Genomic DNA, 22,751 nt, shown 5'->3' with positions numbered 1-22,751 from the left:
CGATCGATCGATGGCCTCGGCCGTCTTCAACCAGGCCGCCCTCCTGGCCAGCGACCTCGGCCTGCCCCACCTGGCCAGGGACTGGTGCCATCAGCATGCCGCCCTCTACCTGCGCATGCGCCCTCTCGACGGCGCTGCTGCCCGCCATGCCCTCGAACCACTCGTGAACCTCGTCCGTCTACGCATCCGCGCCGGCGACGGTACTGGCGCGTTCGAGATGCTCAACAGCTTGTACGAAGCTGTCACGACGAGCACCGACACCGTTATTGATGGGCTGCACGTGCCCGTGTCCGAGCTCACCGCCACCGCGGACGATCACCGGGAACTCCGACGGTGGCTGTGGACCGTCCATCTCGCCGACGGCACACGTGCCCTGACAGCCGCAGGCCGATGGCAGGAGGCCCTCTATCACCTGCGACACCACAACGGCATCGGCCAGCGCATGCTCGACGGCCGCCAAGTCGCCGTCATCGCACACACCATAGCCGGCGACCTGGTCACGGCCAGAGAACTGCTGGAGGCCACCCAGCCCGGCGAGCCATGGGAGGACGCCGTAACCACGTGCCTGGCCGCACTCTGCGAACCCGGACGTCCGGAAGGCAAGGCCCTCGCCGTGATGCTGGACCGCTACCGGAGGCTCGACCACACTGCATCCGGTCTGGTGGTGTTCCGTACCCGGCTGGGCTTGTGCGTAATCGACGCCGTCGGCGGCATGAAATGCCCAGAGGGACGCACGGTCGCCGACATGCTAATCACGCGGGTGGTGGCATGCCAGGACGGTTACGCCGCCCGGGAACTGCTCGGACACCCCGGATTCGCGACGTCGCCGGGAGAGAATGACGCCGTCGCTCTCACGCGCATTCTTCAGATAAGCGGGCTGGAACGTGGCCAGCTGCCGGAGGCACTCATGAGCGAGCTCGTAGCCGCACTGGCCAGCAGTAGCTCAGTGATCATCAAGGGCCTCGCCGTGGTGAGACCTATAGGCGACGCGCAGCTATCCGACGTCAGTAGCAAAGCGACCGCCTATGACTAGGGGCCTCGAAGTAGAAGAGCCCGAGGCCAGTCAGTAAAAGATTCTTCCAGAGCCCGCTGCCGCCCCCTTAGGTGTTCGCACGGTACGAGGCGGTGCTTCCGGGAGCCGCCGAGCCCATTCTCGCTATGACCGAGAAGGTCGCGACGGGTCACGTCGGCAACGAGCCGAAGCTGATCAACGCGGAGATCGAGACTGCGGAGACCGGGCAGGCGATTGCCCGGCTTCTCACCCTCGTGGCGATGACCGCGTCCATCGTTTCTCGCCATCGGCAACTTGATCGCGGGCAGCGTCTTCCTGTCGTTCCCTGTCGTGATGCCCATCAAATCCTTCCTGGACGGCAGGGCGTCGTCGAAGGAGCCGAAGGACACCAAGGAGCAAAAGGAGAAGTAGGGGTATCGGCCTCTACGTCGTTCTGCCGGTGGCTAGGTCTGCTGTCCGGCTTGGGTCTGCTCGGTCCCATCAGCGCCGTCTCTCACACGGGGGATGGCGCTTTCGTCATACCCCCAGTCCCTGCGCCGCCGCTGCTCCCGGGTGACTCACACCAGATCGGCGTTTAGGCGGTCGTCGGCGGTCTTCCTCATGCCGGCCATCCTGACGCCTACACGCGAGCCCCGCCATCTGGTATGCAGGATCCTCGAAACCGGAAAGCCGCCTCCCGACCGGGAAGGCGGCGTTTCGCGCGACTAGGGCAGGACTCTAACCCTCAAGGGCGCAGGTGCCCCCGAGCAGGCGGTCGGCCGCAGTCAGTTCGTTCTCCGGAGATTCACCGGCAAGGGCCCGGACCTGAAGCCCTTCGCCAGCCAGAGCCTCCGGGGCGAGCTTGGCCGCCTCCGACTTCTTCTCCAGGGAGAACTCAAACGGGTAGAGATACACACGGGCCTGGTCCTGCTGCACGAAGAGGCAGACTCCTCCCGGGAAGGGTGTGTCCCGGGGGATGCCCTCATCGTTCTCCCGTACGAAGAACCCGGCCTTCGTGAGAGCGGCCTCAGCCCGGTCCCTAATCTGCTCTGCGTCCACGCTGTCGCTCCCATCGCTGGTGTTGCTGATGCAGGTGGGACGTCCGGGGGCCCATTGCGGGTTCCCCGGGTCGTGTCCCTAGGATCGCCCCGTGCCAGCGCACCACCCGGGGGACTGATGGCCGGCAACGACATCCCGGACGACCTGTTCGCGCTGCAGCGCGCCTATGACCAGGCGACGGCAAGGTGCAGGAACTATCGGGGGGATGAGCACCAGCGAGGTGCTGAAGGGCCCGAGAGCAGAGAGGCTCCGCCTCGTCGAGGAACTCCACCGCCACCCGTTCTGGTGGACAACCACCACGCCCCTGGCACGGCGCTTAAGCGAGCCGCGAGGACCTGACACTTTCCTCACCGGCAGGCGCCTACCGGAGATACGGAGGTGAAGGCACAGTGTGGCTGTGCCCAAGGACCCCCACAAGCGCCTGCTCCTAGGCGCGGCCACCGTTAGCGCTGCGCTACTCACCCTGGCCGCAGTCGTTGCAGATGCTCTCGACAGTTGGATACCACTAGGAGTGGCTGGCGCCCTGATCGGCCTCATATGGCTAGTCGGCGTGATGATGCTCGGCACCGACACCATCGTGGACTCGGAGGAGCTTCGTGAGGTTAGGGCGCTGGCGGAAAGGCTCCCCACGGACGTCGACCTTCCGAGCGGCGACGTCTTCCTCAGAATTGCAGCCCGCCATCCAATGGACCTTGCCATCGTCAGGGTGTCGCGTGAGGGCCTTCTGGATGCCCACCTTGACCTACAGGACAACTCCGTCAGCACCTTGTCGTACGACCGGTTCAGCATCGGCGGCGACAACCTAATTGCACGCCATCATGCAGTGCAGAAGGTAAGGAGAGGGGACTCGGGTCTTCTGGAGACCTTACCGGAGCCGGACCCCACCTTCAGGGACTTGTTCCGCTACTTCCGGTTCGTCAGGAGTACGCGGGCGCTGCAAGTGACCGAGACGGAAATCGTAGAGTTGCGGGACCAACTTCGTCGAGCCTTGGGGTCATGACCGCCCTGGCAAGGCGACCACTTCGACCAGGTCGGCGAGGTCTACCAGCTGGGCCGCCTCTCACACGCTGGCGCAGTACGCGATGTGGTACTCGATGGGCCGCACCCTCAGCAGTTGGCGCCCGTTCAGGCAGGACGGCCTCGACCTACGGCGAAACCGAGTGAGGTCTCCTATGCGCTGGCGCTTCAGCGCCAGCGACGGCGTCGCCGACGTATGTACTTGGTGCCCCGGACGTAAGGCGGTATCCCGATGACGATGGCCGCAACAGACGCAGCAATAGCGAGACCGCTCCCAGACATAGCGCACGGACTGGATGCGCCTTCAGATGTTGGCCCCCTTGGTCGAGGCGTACTTCCGCCGTCCCGGCCACAACGCGCTGGCCGAGATCCGGCAGAACGAATCCCTCCTCGGCGCGACGGTCACCGACCGCATGCGCCTGCGGATGAACAAGACCGACAACAGCCAGAAGAGCCCCGACAAGCCCGACTCGCTCCCCGAGAACGTCGCCGACATGAGCTGTACCGGCAGCTCGGGGGTGCCTGATCAAGGCCGAGGCCGACGCAGCTCCATCCTAGCCCTGTGTAGCTTCTCGGCCTTCAGCGCCGACGTCTCAGCCTCTACCTGCTTGTTGTAGTAGCCCGCGCGAACCGTCTGGAACCACGCGCCGACCCGGTCGGGGTGTTTGATCGCGAACTCAAATCCCGTCCACAGCAAGTCCACGACCTTACGAACTAATTCCTCGTCCAAGGTAGTTCGATAGGGCTGTTCATCAACCGGTCCACGCCTGCGGTCGAGTGGGGTGCCCTCACCCCGAGCTAACTCCGTCACAAATCCCAGATCGTAGTGCCCCCCGCAGACAGGGGGGAGGTTTCCTGCGCAAATGGGCAACACCTGCCACGAGTGCCGGCCAGCCTCCAGCTAGGAGGTGCCTGGTCAGCTCTGAAGCTCGCGCATACCCGCCGGCGCTGTCATTAGGGAACTCGGCCAGGTTGGCCGCCGTGTCCGGCAGATCAAGGGTGAACCCGTCGATCGCCATTAATCGCCAGCGTCCCAGCCACGCTCCCGCGGTTACCCGTGTCGCAGCCGGGCGCGCAACCCGCCCGAACACCTCCCGGACGACCTCGGCCCCCAGACGCTGCCGGGCCTGGGTGACCGCTCCACGCGTCGGCGGCTCCCATTGTGATCCCGGCATAGCCGCGAGCAGACCGGTCAGTTTCTGCGCGACTTCCTCATAGTCATCATCCGCGAACAGGCACAACGCCATCAGCAAGTAGACGACCACATGAGCTGGGAGTTTCCGCACCCGTTCCTCGCGGCATCCATGCAAGTCGATTGCCTCGTCCAGGACGTGCCGTGGCACCAGCGACGTCAACGCCCCCAGCCCAACCAGATCCGTCAGCCAGCCCGACCCGCCGACCTTGATCCCCTCCACCATCCGGCGGACACTACCAGCGCAAACCTCTATCTAAACGACATTGGCCCGAGTGGCCAGGTGGAACTTGCGGACTACGGGACGGATTCGCAAATCTGAAGGTCGCCGGCTGTAGCCCTCGGCCGGTTGACGGTGCAGTCTCCCCAGTTCACCACAACTACCCGTCACACTCCGAACAGGGGTGATGGTCCGGTTAGGGAACTTCGACGGCTGCGACGATATGGGACTTTCCATTGCTTGCGGAGACGACGGACAGCCGCCCATAGGCGTAGGCCCGTAGGAGAATCCGGACCGCATCGTCAAGCCCTATGCCGTCCTCAGCGGCTCGGGCTCGAGCGGCTTCCCAGACCAGTTCCGACACCTGGATGTCGCCCAAGCTCTGAACATGACTCCCAGCGTCCGACATTCACACTCCTCCGTACTGACCATCGTGCCGCACACGGTAGCCGGCGCATCAGTCCTCAACTGATACTCGACGGGAGGCCCTCAGATGATCCACAAGCCGGGCTTCTCCCGCGGGAGTCACACCTGCCAGCATCCTCGAGCCTCGCTCTTAACACATGTCGAACAGATATGCAAGTTTCAGGCCGTCGAGGCGCTATCCCGACGTACCCTGAGTCGTTAAGTGATCAACAGCGCGTCAAGGGGCGCGCCATCATGCTGCGGCGAGGTTGATGCCTCGCCCAGTTCGACGCGTCTGCTGGCGGATTGGGGTACGGAGGAATATTGAAGATCACTCCTTCATCGCGCATCTTGAAGATGCTGGGCGAGATCGAGTTCGATGAGTGGCAGTGCATCGCCGAGCTCGTGGACAACGCTTTCGATGACTTCACGGAGATCAGGAAGTCCGGGGTGCCTTGGGCTGGCGGTTTCAAGGTGAGCGTGAGCTTGCCGTCCCTTGGCGCGAAGTCCCACGAGGCGAAGGTGGTCATCCAGGACACCGGTCGCGGGATGAGCTATGAGGAACTGGAGCTGGCCGTTCGGGCTGGCTGGTCGAACAACGACCGGTTCGACAAGCTGGGCCTGTTCGGGATGGGGTTCAACGTCAGCACCGCGCGCTTGGGCCGGCGGACCAGGGTTCTCACGACGCGGGCGGGCGACCCTCACTGGATCGGGGTCGAAATCGACCTCGATCGGATCAAGGACGACTTCGAGGCCGAAGACATCGTCGAGCCAAAGGCCGACCCGAACGAGCACGGAACGAAGATCGAGATCTCCCGGCTCCACGCTGAGAGGGCGGACTGGCTGCGCAGAAACGCGACCAATCTGCGCACCACGCTCGGTCGCACATACTCCTACATCCTGGAGAACAACGGCTACGAGCTGTGGGTTGGCGGCCAGAAGGTCAAGCCGCGGCGGCACTGCCGCTGGGGCGACGACCGACACGTGATCTACGGGAGCGGGGCGTCTTCGGAGAGGATCCCGGCATATATCGAGATCGATGAGCGGTTCGAGCCCGCAGAGGCCTGCGCCGACTGCGGGAACTGGCAGGTCCCGAACAAGGGCAAGTGCGAGCAGTGCGATGGCGAGCGGCTGACGCTCCGCGAGCGCCGTATCCACGGATGGCTGGGCATCCAGCGGCACCTCCACAAGCGCGAGTACGGCATCGACTTCATCAGGAACGGCCGCAAGATCCTTCAGTGGGACAAGCGATTGTTCGAATGGTCCAACCCCAACGATCCGCAGGGGCTGGTCGACATCGAGTACCCGGTCGAGATGGCACACCAGGGTGGTCGAATCATCGGAGAGATCCACCTCGACCACGTTCCGGTCACCTACCAGAAGAACGCGTTCGAATACGGGGACCGTAGTTGGAGGGCCGCCGTTGACTACCTCAGGGGTCCGGGCCCTCTGCAGCCCGAGAAGGCCAAGCGTCTGGGGTATCTGGAGAACCCGAGTCCACTCGCGAACCTGTTCAAGGGTTACCGGCGTAATGACGCGGGTCGTCGTTGCCTGATTCCCGGTGACGGTACCGGGCCGATCCATGACACCACTCGGCGCTGGGCGGATATGTTCCACCGGGGGGACGCCGAGTACCAGAGTGATCAGCTCTGGTGGGACGCCGTGGTCGCTCACGACGCGCAGGGGAAGAAGGCCAAGCTCGACGTCGCTCAGAACAACTCCCCCATCCAACCGGACGAGGCGGCCGTGCTCGACGCGCTCGGCGTCACCCCGAACGGCGCGCCGTCTTCCGCCTTCAAGCCGGGAGACGGCGACGTAACCGGTTCGCGCGACGGGAACCCGCCCGCGATCAAGAAGGAGACCACGCAGGATCGCTTGGCACGGTATCGGGCCGGTTCCCGGGCGATGCCCGAGCTGTCGCGGGACTTCGGATCCCCGAGGGTGGGCTTCCTGCATGTCGAGACCAGGTTTCTGGAAGCCGGCCAGCTCATCGACGACCAAGGGCTCCCCACACCGGTGCTCGTGGTCCAGGGCGCGGGCGGTAAGGCGACCGCCTTCATCGACGGGAGTCATGAGGTCTTCTCCAAGCTCGGGGTCGAGCCAGTCGACCTGTTGCTCGTCGAGCTAGCCACGATCCTGAAGGTGAAGGCGGAAACCGGGCTGACACACGCCCAGTTGGTCGCCGATCTTCGTGCGGGATGCCTTCCTGATCACGCGCTGAAGGCCGACGTCGTCGCTGGCCAGGCGAGAGAGCTGCTGGCCGACTTGCGGGTCCGGATGGCCAGCAGAGTCGATGTCGATCCGGCGCGCGCTTACCAGTACCTATCCCCGGACGAACTGACCGCGACCGAGAACGAGATGATCGCCAACGGCCAGGTCGGCCTGACCGGGAAGCTGGGCGAGACCAGCGAGTTCCTCCTGTACGCCCCGCCCTTGTTCACGGTGAAACTTTTGGAGTCGTGGCCGGAAGCGTTCATGGACGGCAACGTGTTCGTCGGACCGTACGCCTCGGTGTCGTCGATGTCGGCGCGCCGGCTCAGCCTCGCCAAGGTGGTTGGGTACCTGACCGACATCGCCACCCTGGTCAGCTTCAACGCCGCCGATCCTGGTCCTCAGCAGTTGCTACGGACCCGCTTGAGCATCAAGCTGCTCTCCGACGAGATCGCCAGCGAGACATGAGCGGCGGTTTTCTGTCGGCGCGGGCACTCCTCGATGGCGGACCCAGCGGGCTCCCCCACGCTGTCGAAAGGGCACTGTGGCACCTGGGATTCGTGGACGTCCGTGTGGTGGACGGCGCGAACGACCAAGGCGCTGACCTCCTCGCTGTGAGGGACCGGGAGCAGTGGGTCTTCCAATGTAAGTGGTCGAGCAGGAAAGCGATCGATCGCAGCGGAGTCGACGACATCGAGCGTGCCCGGACTCGCTATAAGGCTGATCGCGCGGTCCTGGTGACGAATCTCGGACTGAACCGCTCCGCGGACGAGCGTCGGCGCGCGCTCGAATCGGTCGGTATCAAGATCACGGTGTGGGACGGTCCCACTCTGGTCGCGATCTGGGAAAGGATGCCCGACCGAGTCCCAACGGAATACGCCCTTCGGGACTACCAGCTCAAGGCGGCGGACGCCGTGTGGGCGGACCTGTCGAATACCGGCCGCGCGCTGCTCGTGCTCGCCACCGGCCTCGGTAAGACAGTGGTGGGTGGGGAAGTGATCCGCCGCCTCCTGGAAGCCAAGCCCGGTGCCCGCGTGCTGGTAGCCGCGCACATGAAGGAATTGGTGGAGCAGCTCGAACGAGCACTATGGCGCCACCTCGACAAGAAAGTTCCCACGCGCCTACTGACGGGAGACACGAAGCCGACGTCGTTGGACGGCGTCCTGGTCGGCACCGTGGAGTCGGTGCTCGGCGCGGTCCGCGCCGGATGGTCTCCGGGTCTCGTGATGATCGACGAGACGCATCATGTGGGCGAGAACGGGCGTTTCGCCGAGTTGCTCGACCTGTGCGGCGAGGCCGGCCAGTTCGGGGTGACGGCGACGCCTTGGAGAGGGGACAAGTTCGACATCACCGCGAGGTTCGGTCGGCCGAGCTTCACGATGGGGATCGCGGAGGGAATGGCCGCCGGCTACCTTTCCGCGGTCGACTACCGGCTGTTCGTGGACAACCTCGACTGGGAGGCCGTCCGTGACAACAGCAAGCATGGTTATTCGATCAAGGAGCTGAACAAGACGCTGTTCCTCCCCCAGCGGGACGAGGAGATCCTCGAACAGCTGCGGGAGGCTTGGCGGGAGACCCCCGATCCTCGGGCGATCCTGTTCTGTCAGACGATCGAGCACGCGGAGCGGATGGCCACCATGTTGGCCACCGCCGACGGCGCCTGGCGGCGGGCTTCATACCTCCACAGCGGCCTTGCCCGCCAGCGTCGTCAGATCCTCCTGAACGAGTTCCGGCTCGGACGGGTCCCGATCATCACTTGCGTCGACGTGTTCAACGAGGGCGTCGACGTGCCGGACGTCAATCTGATCGCTTTCCTCCGGGTGACGCACAGCCGACGCATCTTCGTCCAGCAGCTCGGCCGCGGGCTGCGGCTCAGCCCCGGCAAGAAAGCCCTCAAGGTTCTGGACTTCGTGACCGATATCCGCCGTGTCGCGGCGACTCTGGACCTGCGGCGCACACTGGAGGCCATCGAACACGAAGACCTTCGGATGCGTCTCCCCCATGGATCCCGCATCGAGTTCAGCGACGAGACCGCAGGTACCTTGCTTGACCACTGGATCCAGGACGCGGCCAGCCTAGAGACCGCCGCCGACGAAGTACGCCTCCAGTTCCCCGAATGATAGGCCCCCCAACATGTCCATGAGCAAAGACCTCGAAGACAAGATCGCGAAGAAGCTGTTCGCCGACGCCGAGGCGCTCGGATGGTCATACCTGACCGGAGACCAGCGCAGCGCGGCCTACAGCCAGTGGATGGACGACCCGGAGGTGGGTGGTCGCCTCCGCGAGTTCCTGAGCAACGAGAAGGCCCGCGTCTGGATCAAGGACGGGCCCATGAAGGAATACGCTCGCGCCCGGTACGGAGTCGGCAAGTACGCCCAGTACGTCGAGAACCCGGCCGCGGGGGCGAGAGATCTTGTGGAACGGGCCTTGGGGCCCGACTGGGAGGTCGTTCCGGGAAGCCGGAAGATCAAGCCGCTGCGCGTGCTCATCCGGCGCGGGGAGGATGAGCGCCACTTCGCATGGGCACCATCCGGGCAGCTCAAGCACCTTGTCTGGGTCGCGATCAAGGCTGAGGCATTCGGGGATGCCAGACCGTGGGTGCTGTGCGTGGTGGGTTCTTTCGAGAAGCCCATTCCGGCCGACGAGCGGGCGGCGGACCACCGAATCGGCGCGCGCTGCCATCTGGAGATCGTTCACGTGGACGACCTCTGATGGAGAAGACCGGCGACGAAGCGCTGAAAGGTGACTGGCTGGTCGACGTTTGGCGAACGCTCGACCAGCGCTCACGGGACATGGTCACGATGCGAGCGAAGAACCGTACGCTCGACTCCATCGGTCGCGCATGCGGTGTCAGCCGCGAGAGAGCCCGGCAGGTCATCAAGAACGCCCAGTGTCAGCTGTCCGAGAAGGCGCGGTGCGCCGCACCTGAGTGGGCCACGGGAATCTTCGAACTCCTGCAGACACGGGTCGCTGTCTCCGACGACTACCTATCAGAGACCCTCCGCGACGACAGCGGGCTCGTACGCGCGTCATTACTGATGGCGGAAGGCCTATGCCATCCCAGGGCGTGGTCGGAGGAACTCACCGACCACTGGTCGCTCAGCCCCGAGGCATTGGACGGTCTCCTGCGTGAGCTGGCGGAAGAAGCCCCATGCAAGAAGGACGAGCTGCGTGACCATGCGGCGAACATCGGACTCCCCGAGTCCCTCGACATCGACGCGATCATGTCCGCCAGCAAGAGCCCGTTGGTACTGGACGAGTCAGGTGCCTGGGTCCGACGGACCGCCAAGAAGAGAGACGTCGCTTACCTCTGGCTTGCCGACCAGGGCGAACCGAGACGAGCGGAGGCGATCGCCGAAGCCATCGCGCTGAACCCCCACGCGACTGCCGAAGCGCTTCGGCGGGATGGCCGGTTCCGCCAGGTCCGCCCTGAAGGCACGTGGGCGCTCACGGACTGGCCGCTCGACGGCGTCAGCGAGCACACCAACGCCCTAGACGTGATGATCGAAGTCTTGGCCGACCTGGGCCCCTTACCGCGACGCGAGTTAACGAACGAAGTACGCCGCCGCTACCCTGTCAGCTACTCCCGAGTCCAGCAATGCCTGATCAGCTCCCGAATCGGCCTCACCCCCGACGGACGGATCGGCCTCGTCGAACACGGCGCGTACAGCACGGAGGAGAGGGAACCGCGGCGCCCCGACAACGCCGTTCACGACGAGGGACTCGGCCTGCTGGCATTCCACCTCACCGTGGACAAAGACGTGGTGAGGGGAAGCGGGATAATCATCAGCCCGTGGATCACCTGGCAACTGGGACTACGCCAGGCACCGATGGAGAAGAGTTTCACGCTCCAAGGCAGCGGCCGGCCGATCATCTTCAGGAGGGCGACATCCGCCGCGCAGATGTCCAGCCTACGACTCGAGGTGGGTGAACAGGGCATGGTCCTGGGCTGCAAATTGGCGGTAGTCCTGCGACTTCAACCTGGCACCATGACCATCCGCCACGTCTGCGCCCCAGGAGCCTGTCCCACCACCTGACCTCGGGGGCCGCGCGAGCCGGTGCCGGGCCATCGGCGTCCTCCGCCACACCCCAGGTTCGACACCGTTTTCGATTTCCACTCGGCGGGAGGTGGCTTGGATCATCAACTCCGCGGTACACTTCGGCAATGTCTGAGCTGCTGGATTCCGCCAATCAGGACAGAACGAGCGTCGAACTGTTCGCGGGCGGCGGAGGGCTGGCGATGGCCGTCGCACGCGCCGGCTTCAGACCCTTGCTCTTGAACGAGTTCGCCAAGTGGGCGTGCGAGACCCTCGTCGCCAACGGCGCCAAACCGTATGACATCGAAGGAGAGCGGCCTCCCATCCCCACCTCCGGGGAGAGGCCGCCGCTTCTACGCGGCGACGTGGCGAAAGCCGAATTCGACCATCTCGTCGGCCTGGTCGACGTACTCGCGGGAGGTCCGCCCTGCCAGCCGTTCAGCCTGGGCGGAACCGGCCGCGGGGACGAGGATCACCGCAACGGCTTCCCTCACATGTTCAGGGCCGTACGGGAGATGAGTCCCAAGGTCGTCATCTGCGAGAACGTGAGAGGACTCCTACGCCAATCGTTCGTACCTTACTTCGAGTACATCAAGAGAGAGCTCACGCTGCCGTTCGAACAGCGCCGGGAAGGCAGTTTGTGGCATGAACACGACACGCGACTGCGCGAGCTGATCGACAAGGACGGCGGTCCGTCGGACGAGCGGTACGACGTTCAGCACTTCGCGGTCAACGCGGCCGACTACGGAGTCCCTCAGATCAGGAATCGAGTCATCCTCGTCGCGTTCCGCCGAGACTTGGGCGTGGACATGAAGAGATTCGAAGAATTGGTGAAGCCGCAGTTCTCCGAAGCCAGTTTGTACGCGTCCATGGCCGACGGAACATACTGGGACAGGCATCCAGAAGTCCCTCGGAACGTCCGGGAGAGGGTCATGGAGAGACTTCCGCAACAGACACTCCTTTCGGCGGTGGACCAGAAACCGGCTTGGCGAACGCTCAGGGACGCCATCAAAGGCATCGACGGGCAGAGAACGCTCCCACCCATTCCGATCGAGCACCTCGACCGCAAGGAGCGATTCCTCGGCGGGTTCACCGATCATGTCGGCTGGCCGGACGCTCGGATCTACAAAGGCCACACCCCTAACGAACTGGACCGCCCCGCGAAGACAGTGAAGGCAGGCGTTCACGGAGTGCCCGGTGGGGAATCGGTGGTAGCGCTCGACGACGGGTCCCATCGTTACATGTCCGTGCGCGAAACCGCCCGGGTGATGACCTTCCCCGACACCTGGACCCTCGCCGGATCCCGCGGAGAGAAGATGCGGCAACTCGGCAACGCCGTCCCGGTGCTACTCGGACATGCCTTCGCTGAGGCTGTCGCGAAGATCCTCGGCGAGGCAGAGAAGCCGACATGAGCCCGGCCAAAGGACAGGAGCTAGGTCGTTGGAAGAAGGAATGCCCTCCCGACAGCGCCTGGCGCTGTAAGCCTGACCTGCCCCAATCCGCACGCACGAAGGAGCAGGACCGTGCGGCAGGCGGCTCGAACCGGCGCATGGTCGATCTCGGTGACGGCAGAACCGCCAGGGCATCGGTCGAACTGAAGCTCCGACGGCGTACACGACGCATTCGTGCGTACCTGCGATGGTCGAACGCCGGCAAGACCCAGGTGGAGTACCTCGGTGAGGTGGAAGAAGCGACAAGAGCGCGCAATCTTGCCGTAGCTTGGGAGATCGCCACGTCCAAAGGATTCGTGCGGACGCCAGATGATTCGATGCCAGACGAATCGTGGGCGAGCTCACCCGCCATTCGCGCCTCAATGCGCGGAAACCGCGGAAAGGATACCAAGCCGGAACTCGCCCTCCGCAAGGCTATCCACAGCCTCGGCCTCCGCTACCGCGTCGATGTCGCGCCTATCGATGGATTCAGGCGACGCGCGGACGTAGTGTTCAGAGGTGCCAAAGTAGCGGTCTTCTCCGACGGCTGCTTCTGGCATGGATGCCCCGAGCACCATAGGGCATCCCAACGGAACAGCGAATTCTGGACCAGTAAGATCGCCGAGAATCAAGCCCGCGACAGAGATACCGATCGTGTATTCATTGAATCCGGTTGGCTAGTCATCCGCGTTTGGGAACACGAATCACCCACCGAGGCGGCTGAGCGGGTGGCTGCAGCAGTAGCCATGCGAAGAGAAAGCGCCGCCTCCCGGGGTTAACACATGCATCAGGCTACTCATGCAGGCGGTTAGTGACTACACGCTCCCGGCCCCCACTAGATGATCTGATTTTCTCTAGGTTTTTGTTGGTTGCTTTGGTTGGCCGGCACGTCCGTACATCACGTTAGCAGGAACCAGCATGCGGACAAGCAAAGAAGCCCGGATAAGAATCAGCCATTGCCATCTTCCGGGTATTTGGGTGACCAGCGTGGCGTTCGCGTGAGTGCGATCGTCTCCTGCTCGATTCGGATCGCCCCAATCTGCATTCGCGCTGGACGCACCTCGAAGTGGCGATCTCTTTGGGGCCAAGAGGGGCTGGTGATTCCGCCTATCAGCTGGCCAAGCGTAGCCGGCTTCGGCAGCTGCATGATATAGCGCAGGGATGTGACATGAATATCGTGCACGGGGAGCGTGCCAGCATAGAGCTGCTGAGGCGTTCCCACCGCCCAAGCCCACTCGACCTCCGCGAATCGAGGCCAGCCTGAAGGAAGGGCGTAAATCGCGTTGTCTGTGGCGAGAAAGGACCTGAGACGGTCGAGCTGTCTTACGCCTTTATCTGTGATGTCCGCGATTTTCATCGACTCTCCCAATGATTGGGCGTCGATAGGCCATTTCACCTCTAAGCAGATGCCAACGCCCGCAGAAGGATCAACAGCCACCACGTCCAAGTCCCCCGCGATTCCTCCGGCTGCCCGCTTGATCATGACCCCTTCAGTCACAAGTACTCCCGGGATCTCACGCAAAAACTTACCCCATGCGTTAGCCCGTCTACCAAGGTCTTTACTCAGCTTCCCAGAGCGGGATGGGTCGCTTGCGACAGCTCGCAGCAGCAGACGCTCTGTGCCAATTGGATTCACAAGGGCGGGGCAAATGATGAGCCGGTCTCCGCACGGAATGAGGGGAGCGGCGAGGGGACTGGCTCCCGGAGTGAAGGTCGCCAGCTCAACGACCTCTTGAGCCAGCTCCAGACCCGCCCCCTCTCCGACGGCGTCGGCCAGCCTCTCCGCAATTGTATTCTTATGCATCGACATCAGCGTGGCCCTCGTATCCCGGGTGATGGCTGCGATCCTGTCTAGTAGGTAACAGAGCCCAACCAGGGCTGCCCAGTATTGGACAGCGTTACCCACCGTCAGCTGCCCCCGGAGCGTGAAGGAATCTTGGAGACTTCCTTCTGGAAGCGCTGCCCGGTAAGCCTCAATAGCCTTCCTCCCCCACTGGGCTGACGACCTGAGTACATTCGTCGGGATCCCTGCGGTGCCCTTTCCCCGTGCAAGGCGGTTGAGCCAAACATTGACTTCAGAACCGCCGGTATCCGGGTATCTTCGTGGGCTGGTCAACACTTCCAGCATGAGATCGGCCGCCTCAATGGCAGGATCCTGAGTGATGGCAAGCTTGAAAAGACCCGATGACTTGGTGACCGAGAACGCGCCAACGCTAATTGCGGTTTCGAGCCGCTCTGTAGCGTCGAGCTCTCTTGCGAAAGCTACGACCTCTCCGGCGTCCTTCTGTGAGCAGTCCCCGTGGCCGTACGGGAAGCGAGCGTTCCAGTTGACCAGGCGGGCGAAAATTCTCGTCCATAAGGCGGAATCTTCGGTAACATGTGGATCGCCCGATATTAGCGCCTCTTCGTGCCGTATCCGTGCCGCCTGCTGGAGCAGGGTGAGGATACGATCCGGCCCTGCTCGCCAGGCCTTCAATCTAGACACCATCTGACGGCGGCTCTTGAGGTAACCCGCCAGTTCGTCATGAGCGTTTCTCATGGAGACTATTCCGCCATCAAAGCAGGTGAAAGACAACTGCTTTCACAGCCGTCGCCCAGGCGATCGCGTTGGATGAGGTGCAGGAGCCTCTCGAGCCTCAAGAGCTCCTGCACAACAGGGACACCTACGCTGGGCTGGCACGCCGGACGCGGCCCGTGAACGCGGGCGCTGGTAACGGTCGACTACACGATGCTGGTCTTCGTAGGCTTGTCCGACGACGCCCGCTCACGGTTCCGCGCCGCCCTAAGCAATGCGTCGCTTGAGTAACGAACCGTCAGTCCATCGAGAGCACCACGGCGTATGAGAACCCGCAGGTCGTCAGCGAGCAACTCGCTACTGATCCAGCTGCTCCTGCCTCCTCCGAAAAATCTCACCGTCTCGGTGAACAACTCCTGTTCTTCGATACCCGGCGCTTCCTTGGCCAGCTGGACCAGCACGATCTGTCGTTCCTCCGGGGCGATGTGGCTGATCTTGCGAGTGACGCCGGCGGATGGCGTCCGAGCCAGATTCACATTCATGCCAGGCAAGTAGAGGAAATCACCACGCTGGCGTACCCGCTTCCGTCGAATCAGGAGTCTCAGCGCTTCCTGAAGGGCCTCATCGACACTCGCTGTGATCCTTGCCGACCACCAGTCGCGAAGGCGTTGGCGTACCAGGTCCCAATGGATCGGAGCTTCCGCCTGCGCGATCGTATAGATCATGTCACCGACTTGAGAGGTGTCGTCCCAGTAGAGATCGACTGAGGGAAGGCGGGCCATCTTGTATGGCACTGCCCAGTCCCTCCCGGGCGTGTAGTTCCTCGCGTCCACCGTCCGAATCGCGGGCACAGCGAACGGACTTCGCTCACGCACCTTGACCGGTTGCTCGATGTTGGTCATGGCGTCGGTGATCGCCGACCGCAGACGTTCTTTCGTACCCTCGGGATCACGGAGCCAGTCGATGCTCCACACCCGGTGGAGGCGCCAACCAAGGCGCCTCAGCACTTCCCCGCGAAGACGATCGCGGTCGCGCGTCGCCCTGGCGGAACCGTACATGCCGCCGTCACATTCCACGCCGATAACGAAATTCTCGCGTCGCTCAGGGTGCCGAACCGCTATATCGATCTTGTAGCCGGCGACTCCCAGCCGACGCTCGACGTCGTAGCCCCATTCCTCCAGTGTGGAGGCGATAACCTCTTCGAATGGCCCGAACAACCCAGGGTCGCCCACGTCACCTTCGTGACGTCCGATCGAGCCTGTGTCTCCTTCCGCGTAGGCGAGATAACGCTTCAGGTGCCGCCTGCTGACGTTCTCGCCCTCATCGATGTCGGAGCTCCGGAGGGAGGCCAGGACCTCCACTCGACTGCGGGCGCGCGTGACCGCGACATTGAGTCGGCGCCAGCCGTCCTGGCGGTTCAAGGGGCCGAAATTCATCGCCAGCTTGCCTTCGTGATCGGGGCCGTATCCGATGGAAATGATGATTACATCTCGTTCGTCGCCCTGGACGGTCTCCAGGTTCTTGACGAAGAATCCGTCGAGCCGATCGTCGGCGAAGTACTTGTTCAGCCGTGGCCGAACTAGGCGAACCTCTTCAACAGCCTCCCAGATCGCCTCCGCCTGTCGCTCCGACATGGCGACGACGCCGAGCGAGAGACCGGGGCGAGTCTCGTAATGGTGAATAACGCGCTCGGCCACGGCCGCCGCCTCGATGCGATTCGTCGCGCTCTTGCCCCGGTCATAGACACCGTCGACCTTGACGAAGCTCACACCTACGTCCTGACCGCCTTCCACCGGCCCTGGGAAGGTGACCATAGTGTTCTCGTAGAACTCCCGGTTGCTGAAGGCGATGAGACCCTCATGCCTGCTGCGGTAGTGCCACTGAAGAGGCAGGCTGGGGATCACACCACTCGCCTTGCACAGGTCGAGCAGCGATTCGAAGGCGTCGGGGGTGTCCTCGTCGTAATCCTCCGACTCATCGCCGGAAGACCCAGTGAAGAACGACGTCGGGGGAAGCTGATTCTGGTCGCCCGCAACGATTAGAGACTTCCCGCGGTACACGCAGTTGACCGCGTCCTGGGGAAGCACCTGGGACGCCTCGTCGAAGATGACCACGTCGAAGGTGTAGTCGGTCGGCAGGAACTGGCTGACGGTGAGCGGGCTCATCATGAGGCACGGCTTGAGTGCTTGAATCGCGTGACCGGCTTCGGCGAGCAGCGTCCGAACAGGCTTGTGGCGCGTCTTCTTCTGCGCCTCCCGCGCGATCGTGGCGGCTTCTCCCACGTTCGGCTTAGGGCGACGAGTGTTGCAAGCGTCAATCACCAAGGCGTGCGCGGTCGAGATCAGAAGTTGATCAAGCTTGCGGAAGTCCTTGATCTGCGCATCCTGGTCTACACCTCGAACATCCTCAAGGCGTTCATCGTTCTCGAGTACGACATCGACCCAGGCCGAGAGCATGGCGCGCTCGATCATGTCGGATAGCCGATCCGAGCTGACACGACTACTGATCATTTGGTCGACGATGCCGCTCAGGCCATGCGCGCCCAGCCTGGCGCGTGCGCCGGTGAACGCACGCCATTCCCTAGGACCGTCCGCATCCGATCGCATACGCAGCAACGTTTCGCGCGCGGCGTCGGCACCGCCTATGAAGGCCTTGGCGAGCCTGTTGGCTTTCGCGTCGTCGAAGAGTCCGAGGACTTCCGACTTCGCCTCGTTCCACGACTGGTATGCGGCCGCGAGCAGGGGATCGTCCGTGGAAAGGATGAAGGCTTCGGCGGCGACGGACGTCATACTCCCGGTGACTTCTCGCACCTGCCTGGTCCAATTGAGGGACCGCCCCACAAGGTCGAGGTCCGTCTCGACCTGAGCGTAGAGACCACCTAGCAACGCTGTGTGCCGCTCGGCTTCGCCGCCGAATGCCGATTGGGCGGACATGGCCGCTCGTACCGCCGTCAGCTTCGCGCGGGCTTCATCGACGTCACCCGATCCGTCCGTGCCGTGCACGGCCTCGTTCAACTCGATCACCGCGTTGAGTGCCGAAATATGCTCGCCGTACCATTCGATCGCGTTCTCGAAGTCGAGACGTTCCAGGCCGAGCCGGGGCCCGTTGAGAGGCGCGGGTACGAGGCTCCGTTTCCACTCCTCCAGGTCGGCGGCGATCTTCGTTGCCAGTGGCTGAACCGTCTCGTTGGTGTTGCCGCCTACAGCGACCTGTACGGCGAGCGCGTCGCTGTCGAAGACATCGCGCGCTCGCTCATCGATGCGGTCGGCCTGGTCGAGTCCTCGCGATATCGCGTCGAAGTCCGTGGCTTCGCCGGCCCAGAACGAGCCGAGGGAACCCGCGTGCCGCAGTTCCATAGTTCGGGACTCGGCGGCGGCACGCTTCCAGGCCAGAGCCTGGCCGAGGCCGTCGAGGAGATCCATACTCCACACGCCAGTCCGAGTCAACTGGGCTATGTACGCCTTGGCTCGGGCGTGCGCTCCATCAAACCTTTCGGAGATCTCCTCGAGGTCGCTCGCGGAGAGGATCTCCGAGGTGAACATGTCCGAAGCCGCCGCGCGTGCCGCCGCCAGTCGAGCAGTCGCGGCCCGGCTGGCGCTGGCCGCAGCCCGGGCCTTCGCCCGCTTGGAGTCGTCCAACCAAGCTGGCTCGGGCTTCCTCGCCGCATCGGCGCAGGACATGACAGAACAGAAGGCGACCACCTCGCCGAGAGTCTCGGGAACGGGGAGCCCGCAAACAGCTGTCACCTGCGGCAGCGTCTTGAGATGCGCGGAGATCAAGGCACCGGTTCGGATGGCAGCGGGGTCTGGAGTGGATCCCAGCGTGACTTGCCGGGCGAGTGCGCCCAGATCCGCGGGGTTGGGAATTAGCTCACGAATCTTCCGTGCGGTTTCGACCGCCCGGATGATGGCGTGGAAGTCCGTCCGCTCTTCCTGCCAGAACTCTCCCAGCCAGTCCTTGTTCGCGTCCGCTGCTTCATCGAAGGCGCTCTGTGCTCGCCGCCACTCCAGCGCGAGCGGTAATAGTTCCACGAGGCCGCTGTTCCACGAACCTGCGGCCGTGAGTTCCGCTACATATCGCCTATCCGCACGGTGGATGGAGGACAAGACGCTGAAGATGCCCTTCTGCGTCGCAAGTCGTTCCGCTATCTCCGGGAGGCCATCCGCTGCTAGTACAGCGTCTGTGAAGCCGCTGCTGGTGGCCTGCTCACGTGCGCCACGCAGCCGGTACACGACGCTTTCCAACGTGCGAATCTGGTCATGCGTCGGCAGGGGACTTGTGGCGTCGAGCCAAGAGGCGCGCGGCTTATCGGAGACGTTCGCGAAAGCGATGAGATCACAGAGCGCGACGACTTCCGTGAGCGTGGCCGGTGTCCGTACACCGAACATGGCCGCGAGCCTCGGAAGTCCGCGAAGCCCAGATTGAAGGACTCGCGCCGACTCGATCGCCCCCCGATGGGGTGTCCCGCCGCGAGCCACCTGGGCGGCGAAACGCTCGGGGTCCACGATACGTGGCGCGAGGGACGAGATCCGTTCGGCCACAGTTAGCAACTGGTCGATGAGGTCGAAGTCCGTGCTCTCGCCGGACCAGTACTCGCCAAGTGAAGGAAAGCTCTCCTCAGCGACGTGCCAGAACGCCTGGTGGGCCCTCTGCCAGTCGATCGCTTGCGGCACACGAGTGACCATGCCGTCGGTGTAGGTAGACGTCGTGCTCAGCCGTGCGAGATAGCGTATGTCCGACCGGAAGGGACCCTCCAACCACCGCACGGCATCGTCGAGGTTGTCGGCGCTGAGGACACGGTCGGTGAAGTTGAGCTCCGCGCGATCGCGAGCGCCACGAAGCTCTGTGAGCGCCGCGCTCAACGACGTCGCCGCGTTTCGCGCCCGCTCACGCTCCTCGGAGTTGAGCCAGGCGGCTTCGGGCTTGTCAGCGGAGCAAGCGAGCAGCGTGAGTTCACAAAGAGAGATCGCCTGCTGTGCGTTGGTCGGTGCGGCGACGCCATACAGAGTCGCGATCCCGCGGAGGGAATCACGGTGCGCTGTGATCATCGCCATGGTGTCAGAGAATCTCTTCGCCAGATCCTTGGCGGACGTGCTGTCCAAGCCGGACAGAAGCACACCTGTTGGTTGGAGCCGGTCCAGCGATGCCTGGTGGAGAGGGATCTCGTCGACCAAGTCGACAGGGATATCGCGCCACGAGTCGCCGGCGATCTGTCGTGCGGCGGTTTCGAGGGAGCGCACCTCTTCGAGAGCGCCGGCGAAACGGTCGATCTCCGTGATCGTGCCGGAGAGATCGGTTGCGGTCAGCCAGCCCGAGGGAACGTCGGGGCGACTCCGCGTGAGCCGCAGTGTCGCAAGGAGACGCTCGACAGAAGCGAGGTCATTTAATCCCAGTGAGCTGGCGAGTTTCCCGTGCTTGGCCAGGCACCGCTCGAGGCTCGCCAATCGTTCAAGCGCGGCGTCGACGGCCGGCAACGGATTGGCTCGGCCTCGCAGGTCCCGCCAGACGAAGTCCGGCCCTTCTGTGACCGGCCGCCAGGCCCTGGACAAAGCGTCGGCCGCGTCGAGGATGTCGACCAGGGCGTGGCCGGTGAGTTCGCCTGGGACGAATCCCCCGCCCACGACCGGGAGACTTGGAACAGCCTGCAGCTCGGCGAGCCTGCCGATGACATCGTGGAGCGTTCTATCCAGCGGGCGACGTGTCTCGTTGATCGCCTCAGCGTACTCGGATAGACGTCGTCGCAGGCTACGCACCCGGTGACGGTCCTCTTCGCTCATCGTCCGCGACGCCTTGACTCGCTCGTCGAGAGTGCGGCCGAGTTCTTGGGCGACCTGCTTTCGTCCCGTTTTCTCGCTATGAAGCGCGAGCAGGAAAGAACCGAGCCCAACTAGGTCGAGCCGGTTACGGACCACATCGAGAGCCGCGGCTTTCTCGCTGACGAATAGGACGCTGCGTCCTTGGTGGAGCAGAGCAGCGATCATGTTGGCGATCGTCTGGCTCTTGCCCGTCCCCGGCGGCCCGTCCATGACGAAGGTCCGACCGTCCACCGCGGTCGCGACGCACTGGCGCTGTGACGCGTCCGCGTCCAAGACCAAAGGTGTGTTCTCTGGCGGCTGGACGACATCGATGTCTTCCATAGGCGCGAGGGCGGCGGGTTCTGCACCGGCCGTCTGCGCACGTGGTCCCAGGGCGATGGCACGCACGACGGGGTGCTGAAGGATGCGGGCCTCGTTGTCGAGGAGGTCCCGGTACATCGCCTCTTTGTGAGCGTGGAAAACCGCGAGCACCACACGCTCGTTGACCTTCCAGCCACGTGGAGAGACCGCACGCCGTACAGCCGACAACGTCCAGGAAAGGTTGTCTGTGTCCAACTCCGCCGGGTCGGGCCACGAGAGTCGCACCTCCGCCGCCTTTACGGCAAGGGCAGGGTTCATGATCGGTTCACTGTCCTCGACCGCGACAAGGTCATACGAGCCGTCTTCGGTTCGGTCGAGGCGTGCCGGGATCAAGACGATCGGCGCGGCGTTGAACTCCCCCACAGGATCGTCACGCCATTCCACGAAGCCCACGCCGAGGTACAGGACCCACAGACCGGTCTCGTTGAAGTGCTGAGTCGATGCCGCCGAGAGGCGCTTCAGCGAACGGTCGAGCTGAGCTTGAGTGCTCTTCTGGGTGACCAGGAGCGAGCCACGAGAAGTCGGCCGCTCGCCATCCTCGTCGATCTTGTCGAACGACAGGCCGCGTTCGAGCCCTCGGATCACCGATTCCGGAGAGGGCGCGATGATCTCAAGCGTGGCGGTCTGTAGGTGCTTGAAGTTGAGGAGTCTGTTGCGCCCGCTGAGGTCGAGCAACGAGTCCCGCCAGGAACTCACGACCCCGAGCAGGACTTCTTCCGCGTCCTTTGGGGGCGAGATGGGCTTCGGCTCAGAGATTGCCTTTGGTTCGGGAGCGGCGACAGGCCCCGGCGGGGGCGGAACGACCACCGAGGTGTCCTCATCCTGGGCGGGTTCTTGGGCCCCACCCACGTCCCAGAGCTCTGGACGGCGACCACCAAGAGTCCGATCCAGCCACTCCTTGAATTGCGTGACCGTGAAGACAGGCAGGCCAGCGATCTTGCTCTTGACCAGCCGAGGGTCGTCAGGACTGACCCACTGATCGATAACGACGTGGGTGACGCTGGCCGTGAGGCGTTCAGCGACGTCGAGCCCGTAGCGCTCGGCTTGCTGACGCAGCTCGCGGATTTCGCTCCCCGAGCCGAGCATGAGAACGCGCACCTATGCCGCTACCTTCCAAGATCATCTGTCTGCGTGGCCTGCCATGAGCCGGAGCAGCTGATCATCGCTACCAGAATGACGGCAGTGCCGCGCCGGGCCGATGTGACTCGTGGCAAAGCAGTCACGAGCAGGAGAATGGCCCTTCATGTACGGATGGGTCAACTGCGCTCACACTGGACGGCTTACGGCAAGTTGCCACGGGTAAAGGCTGAGCCATACGAGAATGGTGTGGCTATGGCAGGCTCAAGCGACGAAGTGACCGCGTGGCGCTTCAACACACCCCCCGGCTGGCCAGCGCCTCCAGCTGGATGGACGCCGCCTTCGGGTTGGAAGCCGGATCCCTCGTGGCCGAAGCCGCCCGAGGGGTGGTCCTTCTGGGTTCCAGAAGGCGCGGAACCAC

At 63.7% G+C, this 22,751-nt stretch carries 14 protein-coding genes; 10 read left to right on the top strand and 4 right to left on the bottom strand.

Features of this window, described 5'->3' with window-relative positions:
- Positions 1–10: 10 nt before the first annotated feature.
- Both HHX37_RS03270 and HHX37_RS03265 read left to right on the top strand, forming a co-directional pair.
- A complete protein-coding gene (locus HHX37_RS03270; RefSeq protein WP_182884450.1) occupies positions 11–1,033 on the top strand; it encodes a hypothetical protein in 1,023 nt (340 codons plus the stop codon).
- Positions 1,034–1,158: 125 nt separating this feature from the next.
- Positions 1,159–1,590, top strand: a complete 432-nt coding sequence (locus HHX37_RS03265; protein WP_220502551.1) for a hypothetical protein — start codon at positions 1,159–1,161, stop codon at positions 1,588–1,590.
- A 139-nt stretch (positions 1,591–1,729) separates the two neighbouring features.
- Here the strand turns inward: HHX37_RS03265 and HHX37_RS03260 are convergent, their stop codons facing one another.
- Positions 1,730–2,050 (bottom strand): hypothetical protein, encoded by a 321-nt coding sequence (locus tag HHX37_RS03260; RefSeq protein ID WP_182884448.1) that lies wholly within the window; start codon positions 2,048–2,050, stop codon positions 1,730–1,732.
- Positions 2,051–2,447: 397 nt separating this feature from the next.
- Here HHX37_RS03260 and HHX37_RS03255 point away from each other — a divergent pair, with 397 nt between their 5' ends.
- Positions 2,448–3,050: a hypothetical protein gene (locus tag HHX37_RS03255; RefSeq protein ID WP_182884447.1), complete on the top strand. Its 603-nt coding sequence runs from the start codon at positions 2,448–2,450 to the stop codon at positions 3,048–3,050.
- 337 nt (positions 3,051–3,387) lie between these two features.
- Positions 3,388–3,684 carry a hypothetical protein gene (locus HHX37_RS03250; RefSeq protein WP_182884446.1) on the top strand — a complete coding sequence of 99 codons (297 nt, stop codon included), beginning with the start codon at positions 3,388–3,390 and terminating at the stop codon, positions 3,682–3,684.
- 171 nt (positions 3,685–3,855) lie between these two features.
- Here the strand turns inward: HHX37_RS03250 and HHX37_RS03245 are convergent, their stop codons facing one another.
- The gene (locus HHX37_RS03245; protein WP_182884445.1) at positions 3,856–4,485 is read right to left on the bottom strand and encodes a transposase domain-containing protein; all 630 of its coding nucleotides are present in this window, start codon (positions 4,483–4,485) and stop codon (positions 3,856–3,858) included.
- A 756-nt stretch (positions 4,486–5,241) separates the two neighbouring features.
- Here HHX37_RS03245 and HHX37_RS03240 point away from each other — a divergent pair.
- The 6 genes from HHX37_RS03240 to HHX37_RS37525 all read left to right on the top strand — a co-directional run bounded on the left by HHX37_RS03240 (position 5,242) and on the right by HHX37_RS37525 (position 13,341).
- Positions 5,242–7,563 (top strand): ATP-binding protein, encoded by a 2,322-nt coding sequence (locus tag HHX37_RS03240; protein WP_220502550.1) that lies wholly within the window; start codon positions 5,242–5,244, stop codon positions 7,561–7,563.
- Positions 7,560–9,215: a DEAD/DEAH box helicase family protein gene (locus tag HHX37_RS03235; protein ID WP_182884443.1), complete on the top strand. Its 1,656-nt coding sequence runs from the start codon at positions 7,560–7,562 to the stop codon at positions 9,213–9,215. Before HHX37_RS03240 ends, HHX37_RS03235 begins: the two co-directional genes overlap by 4 nt.
- Before the next feature lie 19 nt (positions 9,216–9,234).
- On the top strand, positions 9,235–9,807 hold the full coding sequence (locus HHX37_RS03230; protein WP_182884442.1) for a hypothetical protein: 573 nt from the start codon (positions 9,235–9,237) through the stop codon (positions 9,805–9,807).
- Complete coding sequence (locus tag HHX37_RS03225; RefSeq protein WP_182884441.1) at positions 9,807–11,132, top strand: RNA polymerase subunit sigma-70; 1,326 nt, start codon at positions 9,807–9,809, stop codon at positions 11,130–11,132. Before HHX37_RS03230 ends, HHX37_RS03225 begins: the two co-directional genes overlap by 1 nt.
- Before the next feature lie 128 nt (positions 11,133–11,260).
- On the top strand, positions 11,261–12,544 hold the full coding sequence (locus tag HHX37_RS03220) for a DNA cytosine methyltransferase (protein ID WP_182884440.1): 1,284 nt from the start codon (positions 11,261–11,263) through the stop codon (positions 12,542–12,544).
- Positions 12,541–13,341, top strand: coding sequence for a very short patch repair endonuclease (locus tag HHX37_RS37525; RefSeq protein ID WP_182884439.1), 801 nt, complete (start codon positions 12,541–12,543; stop codon positions 13,339–13,341). Before HHX37_RS03220 ends, HHX37_RS37525 begins: the two co-directional genes overlap by 4 nt.
- 170 nt (positions 13,342–13,511) lie before the next feature.
- Here HHX37_RS37525 and HHX37_RS03210 read toward each other — a convergent pair whose 3' ends face one another.
- Together HHX37_RS03210 and HHX37_RS03205 are read right to left on the bottom strand one after the other, a co-directional pair.
- The gene (locus HHX37_RS03210) at positions 13,512–15,101 is read right to left on the bottom strand and encodes a hypothetical protein (protein ID WP_182884438.1); all 1,590 of its coding nucleotides are present in this window, start codon (positions 15,099–15,101) and stop codon (positions 13,512–13,514) included.
- Positions 15,102–15,283: 182 nt separating this feature from the next.
- Positions 15,284–22,351, bottom strand: a complete 7,068-nt coding sequence (locus HHX37_RS03205) for a DUF4011 domain-containing protein (RefSeq protein WP_182884437.1) — start codon at positions 22,349–22,351, stop codon at positions 15,284–15,286.
- Positions 22,352–22,751: the final 400 nt, after the last annotated feature.

The organism is Microbispora sp. H10885, from assembly GCF_014161415.1.
Lineage (GTDB): Bacteria > Actinomycetota > Actinomycetes > Streptosporangiales > Streptosporangiaceae > Microbispora > Microbispora triticiradicis.
Note: the sequence above shows the minus strand (reverse complement) of the source record. Positions and strands in the feature narration are given on the sequence as shown.

Excerpts from the sequence above, each read along its gene's own strand:
- HHX37_RS03270 (WP_182884450.1), top strand. The coding sequence starts at position 11 with ATGGCCTCGGCCGTCTTCAACCAGGCCGCCCTCCTGGCCAGCGACCTC.
- HHX37_RS03265 (WP_220502551.1), top strand. The coding sequence starts at position 1,159 with ATGACCGAGAAGGTCGCGACGGGTCACGTCGGCAACGAGCCGAAGCTG.
- HHX37_RS03245 (WP_182884445.1), bottom strand. The coding sequence starts at position 4,485 with ATGGTGGAGGGGATCAAGGTCGGCGGGTCGGGCTGGCTGACGGATCTG.
- HHX37_RS03240 (WP_220502550.1), top strand. The coding sequence starts at position 5,242 with ATGCTGGGCGAGATCGAGTTCGATGAGTGGCAGTGCATCGCCGAGCTC.
- HHX37_RS03235 (WP_182884443.1), top strand. The coding sequence starts at position 7,560 with ATGAGCGGCGGTTTTCTGTCGGCGCGGGCACTCCTCGATGGCGGACCC.
- HHX37_RS03230 (WP_182884442.1), top strand. The coding sequence starts at position 9,235 with ATGAGCAAAGACCTCGAAGACAAGATCGCGAAGAAGCTGTTCGCCGAC.
- HHX37_RS03225 (WP_182884441.1), top strand. The coding sequence starts at position 9,807 with ATGGAGAAGACCGGCGACGAAGCGCTGAAAGGTGACTGGCTGGTCGAC.
- HHX37_RS03220 (WP_182884440.1), top strand. The coding sequence starts at position 11,261 with ATGTCTGAGCTGCTGGATTCCGCCAATCAGGACAGAACGAGCGTCGAA.
- HHX37_RS37525 (WP_182884439.1), top strand. The coding sequence starts at position 12,541 with ATGAGCCCGGCCAAAGGACAGGAGCTAGGTCGTTGGAAGAAGGAATGC.
- HHX37_RS03210 (WP_182884438.1), bottom strand. The coding sequence starts at position 15,101 with ATGAGAAACGCTCATGACGAACTGGCGGGTTACCTCAAGAGCCGCCGT.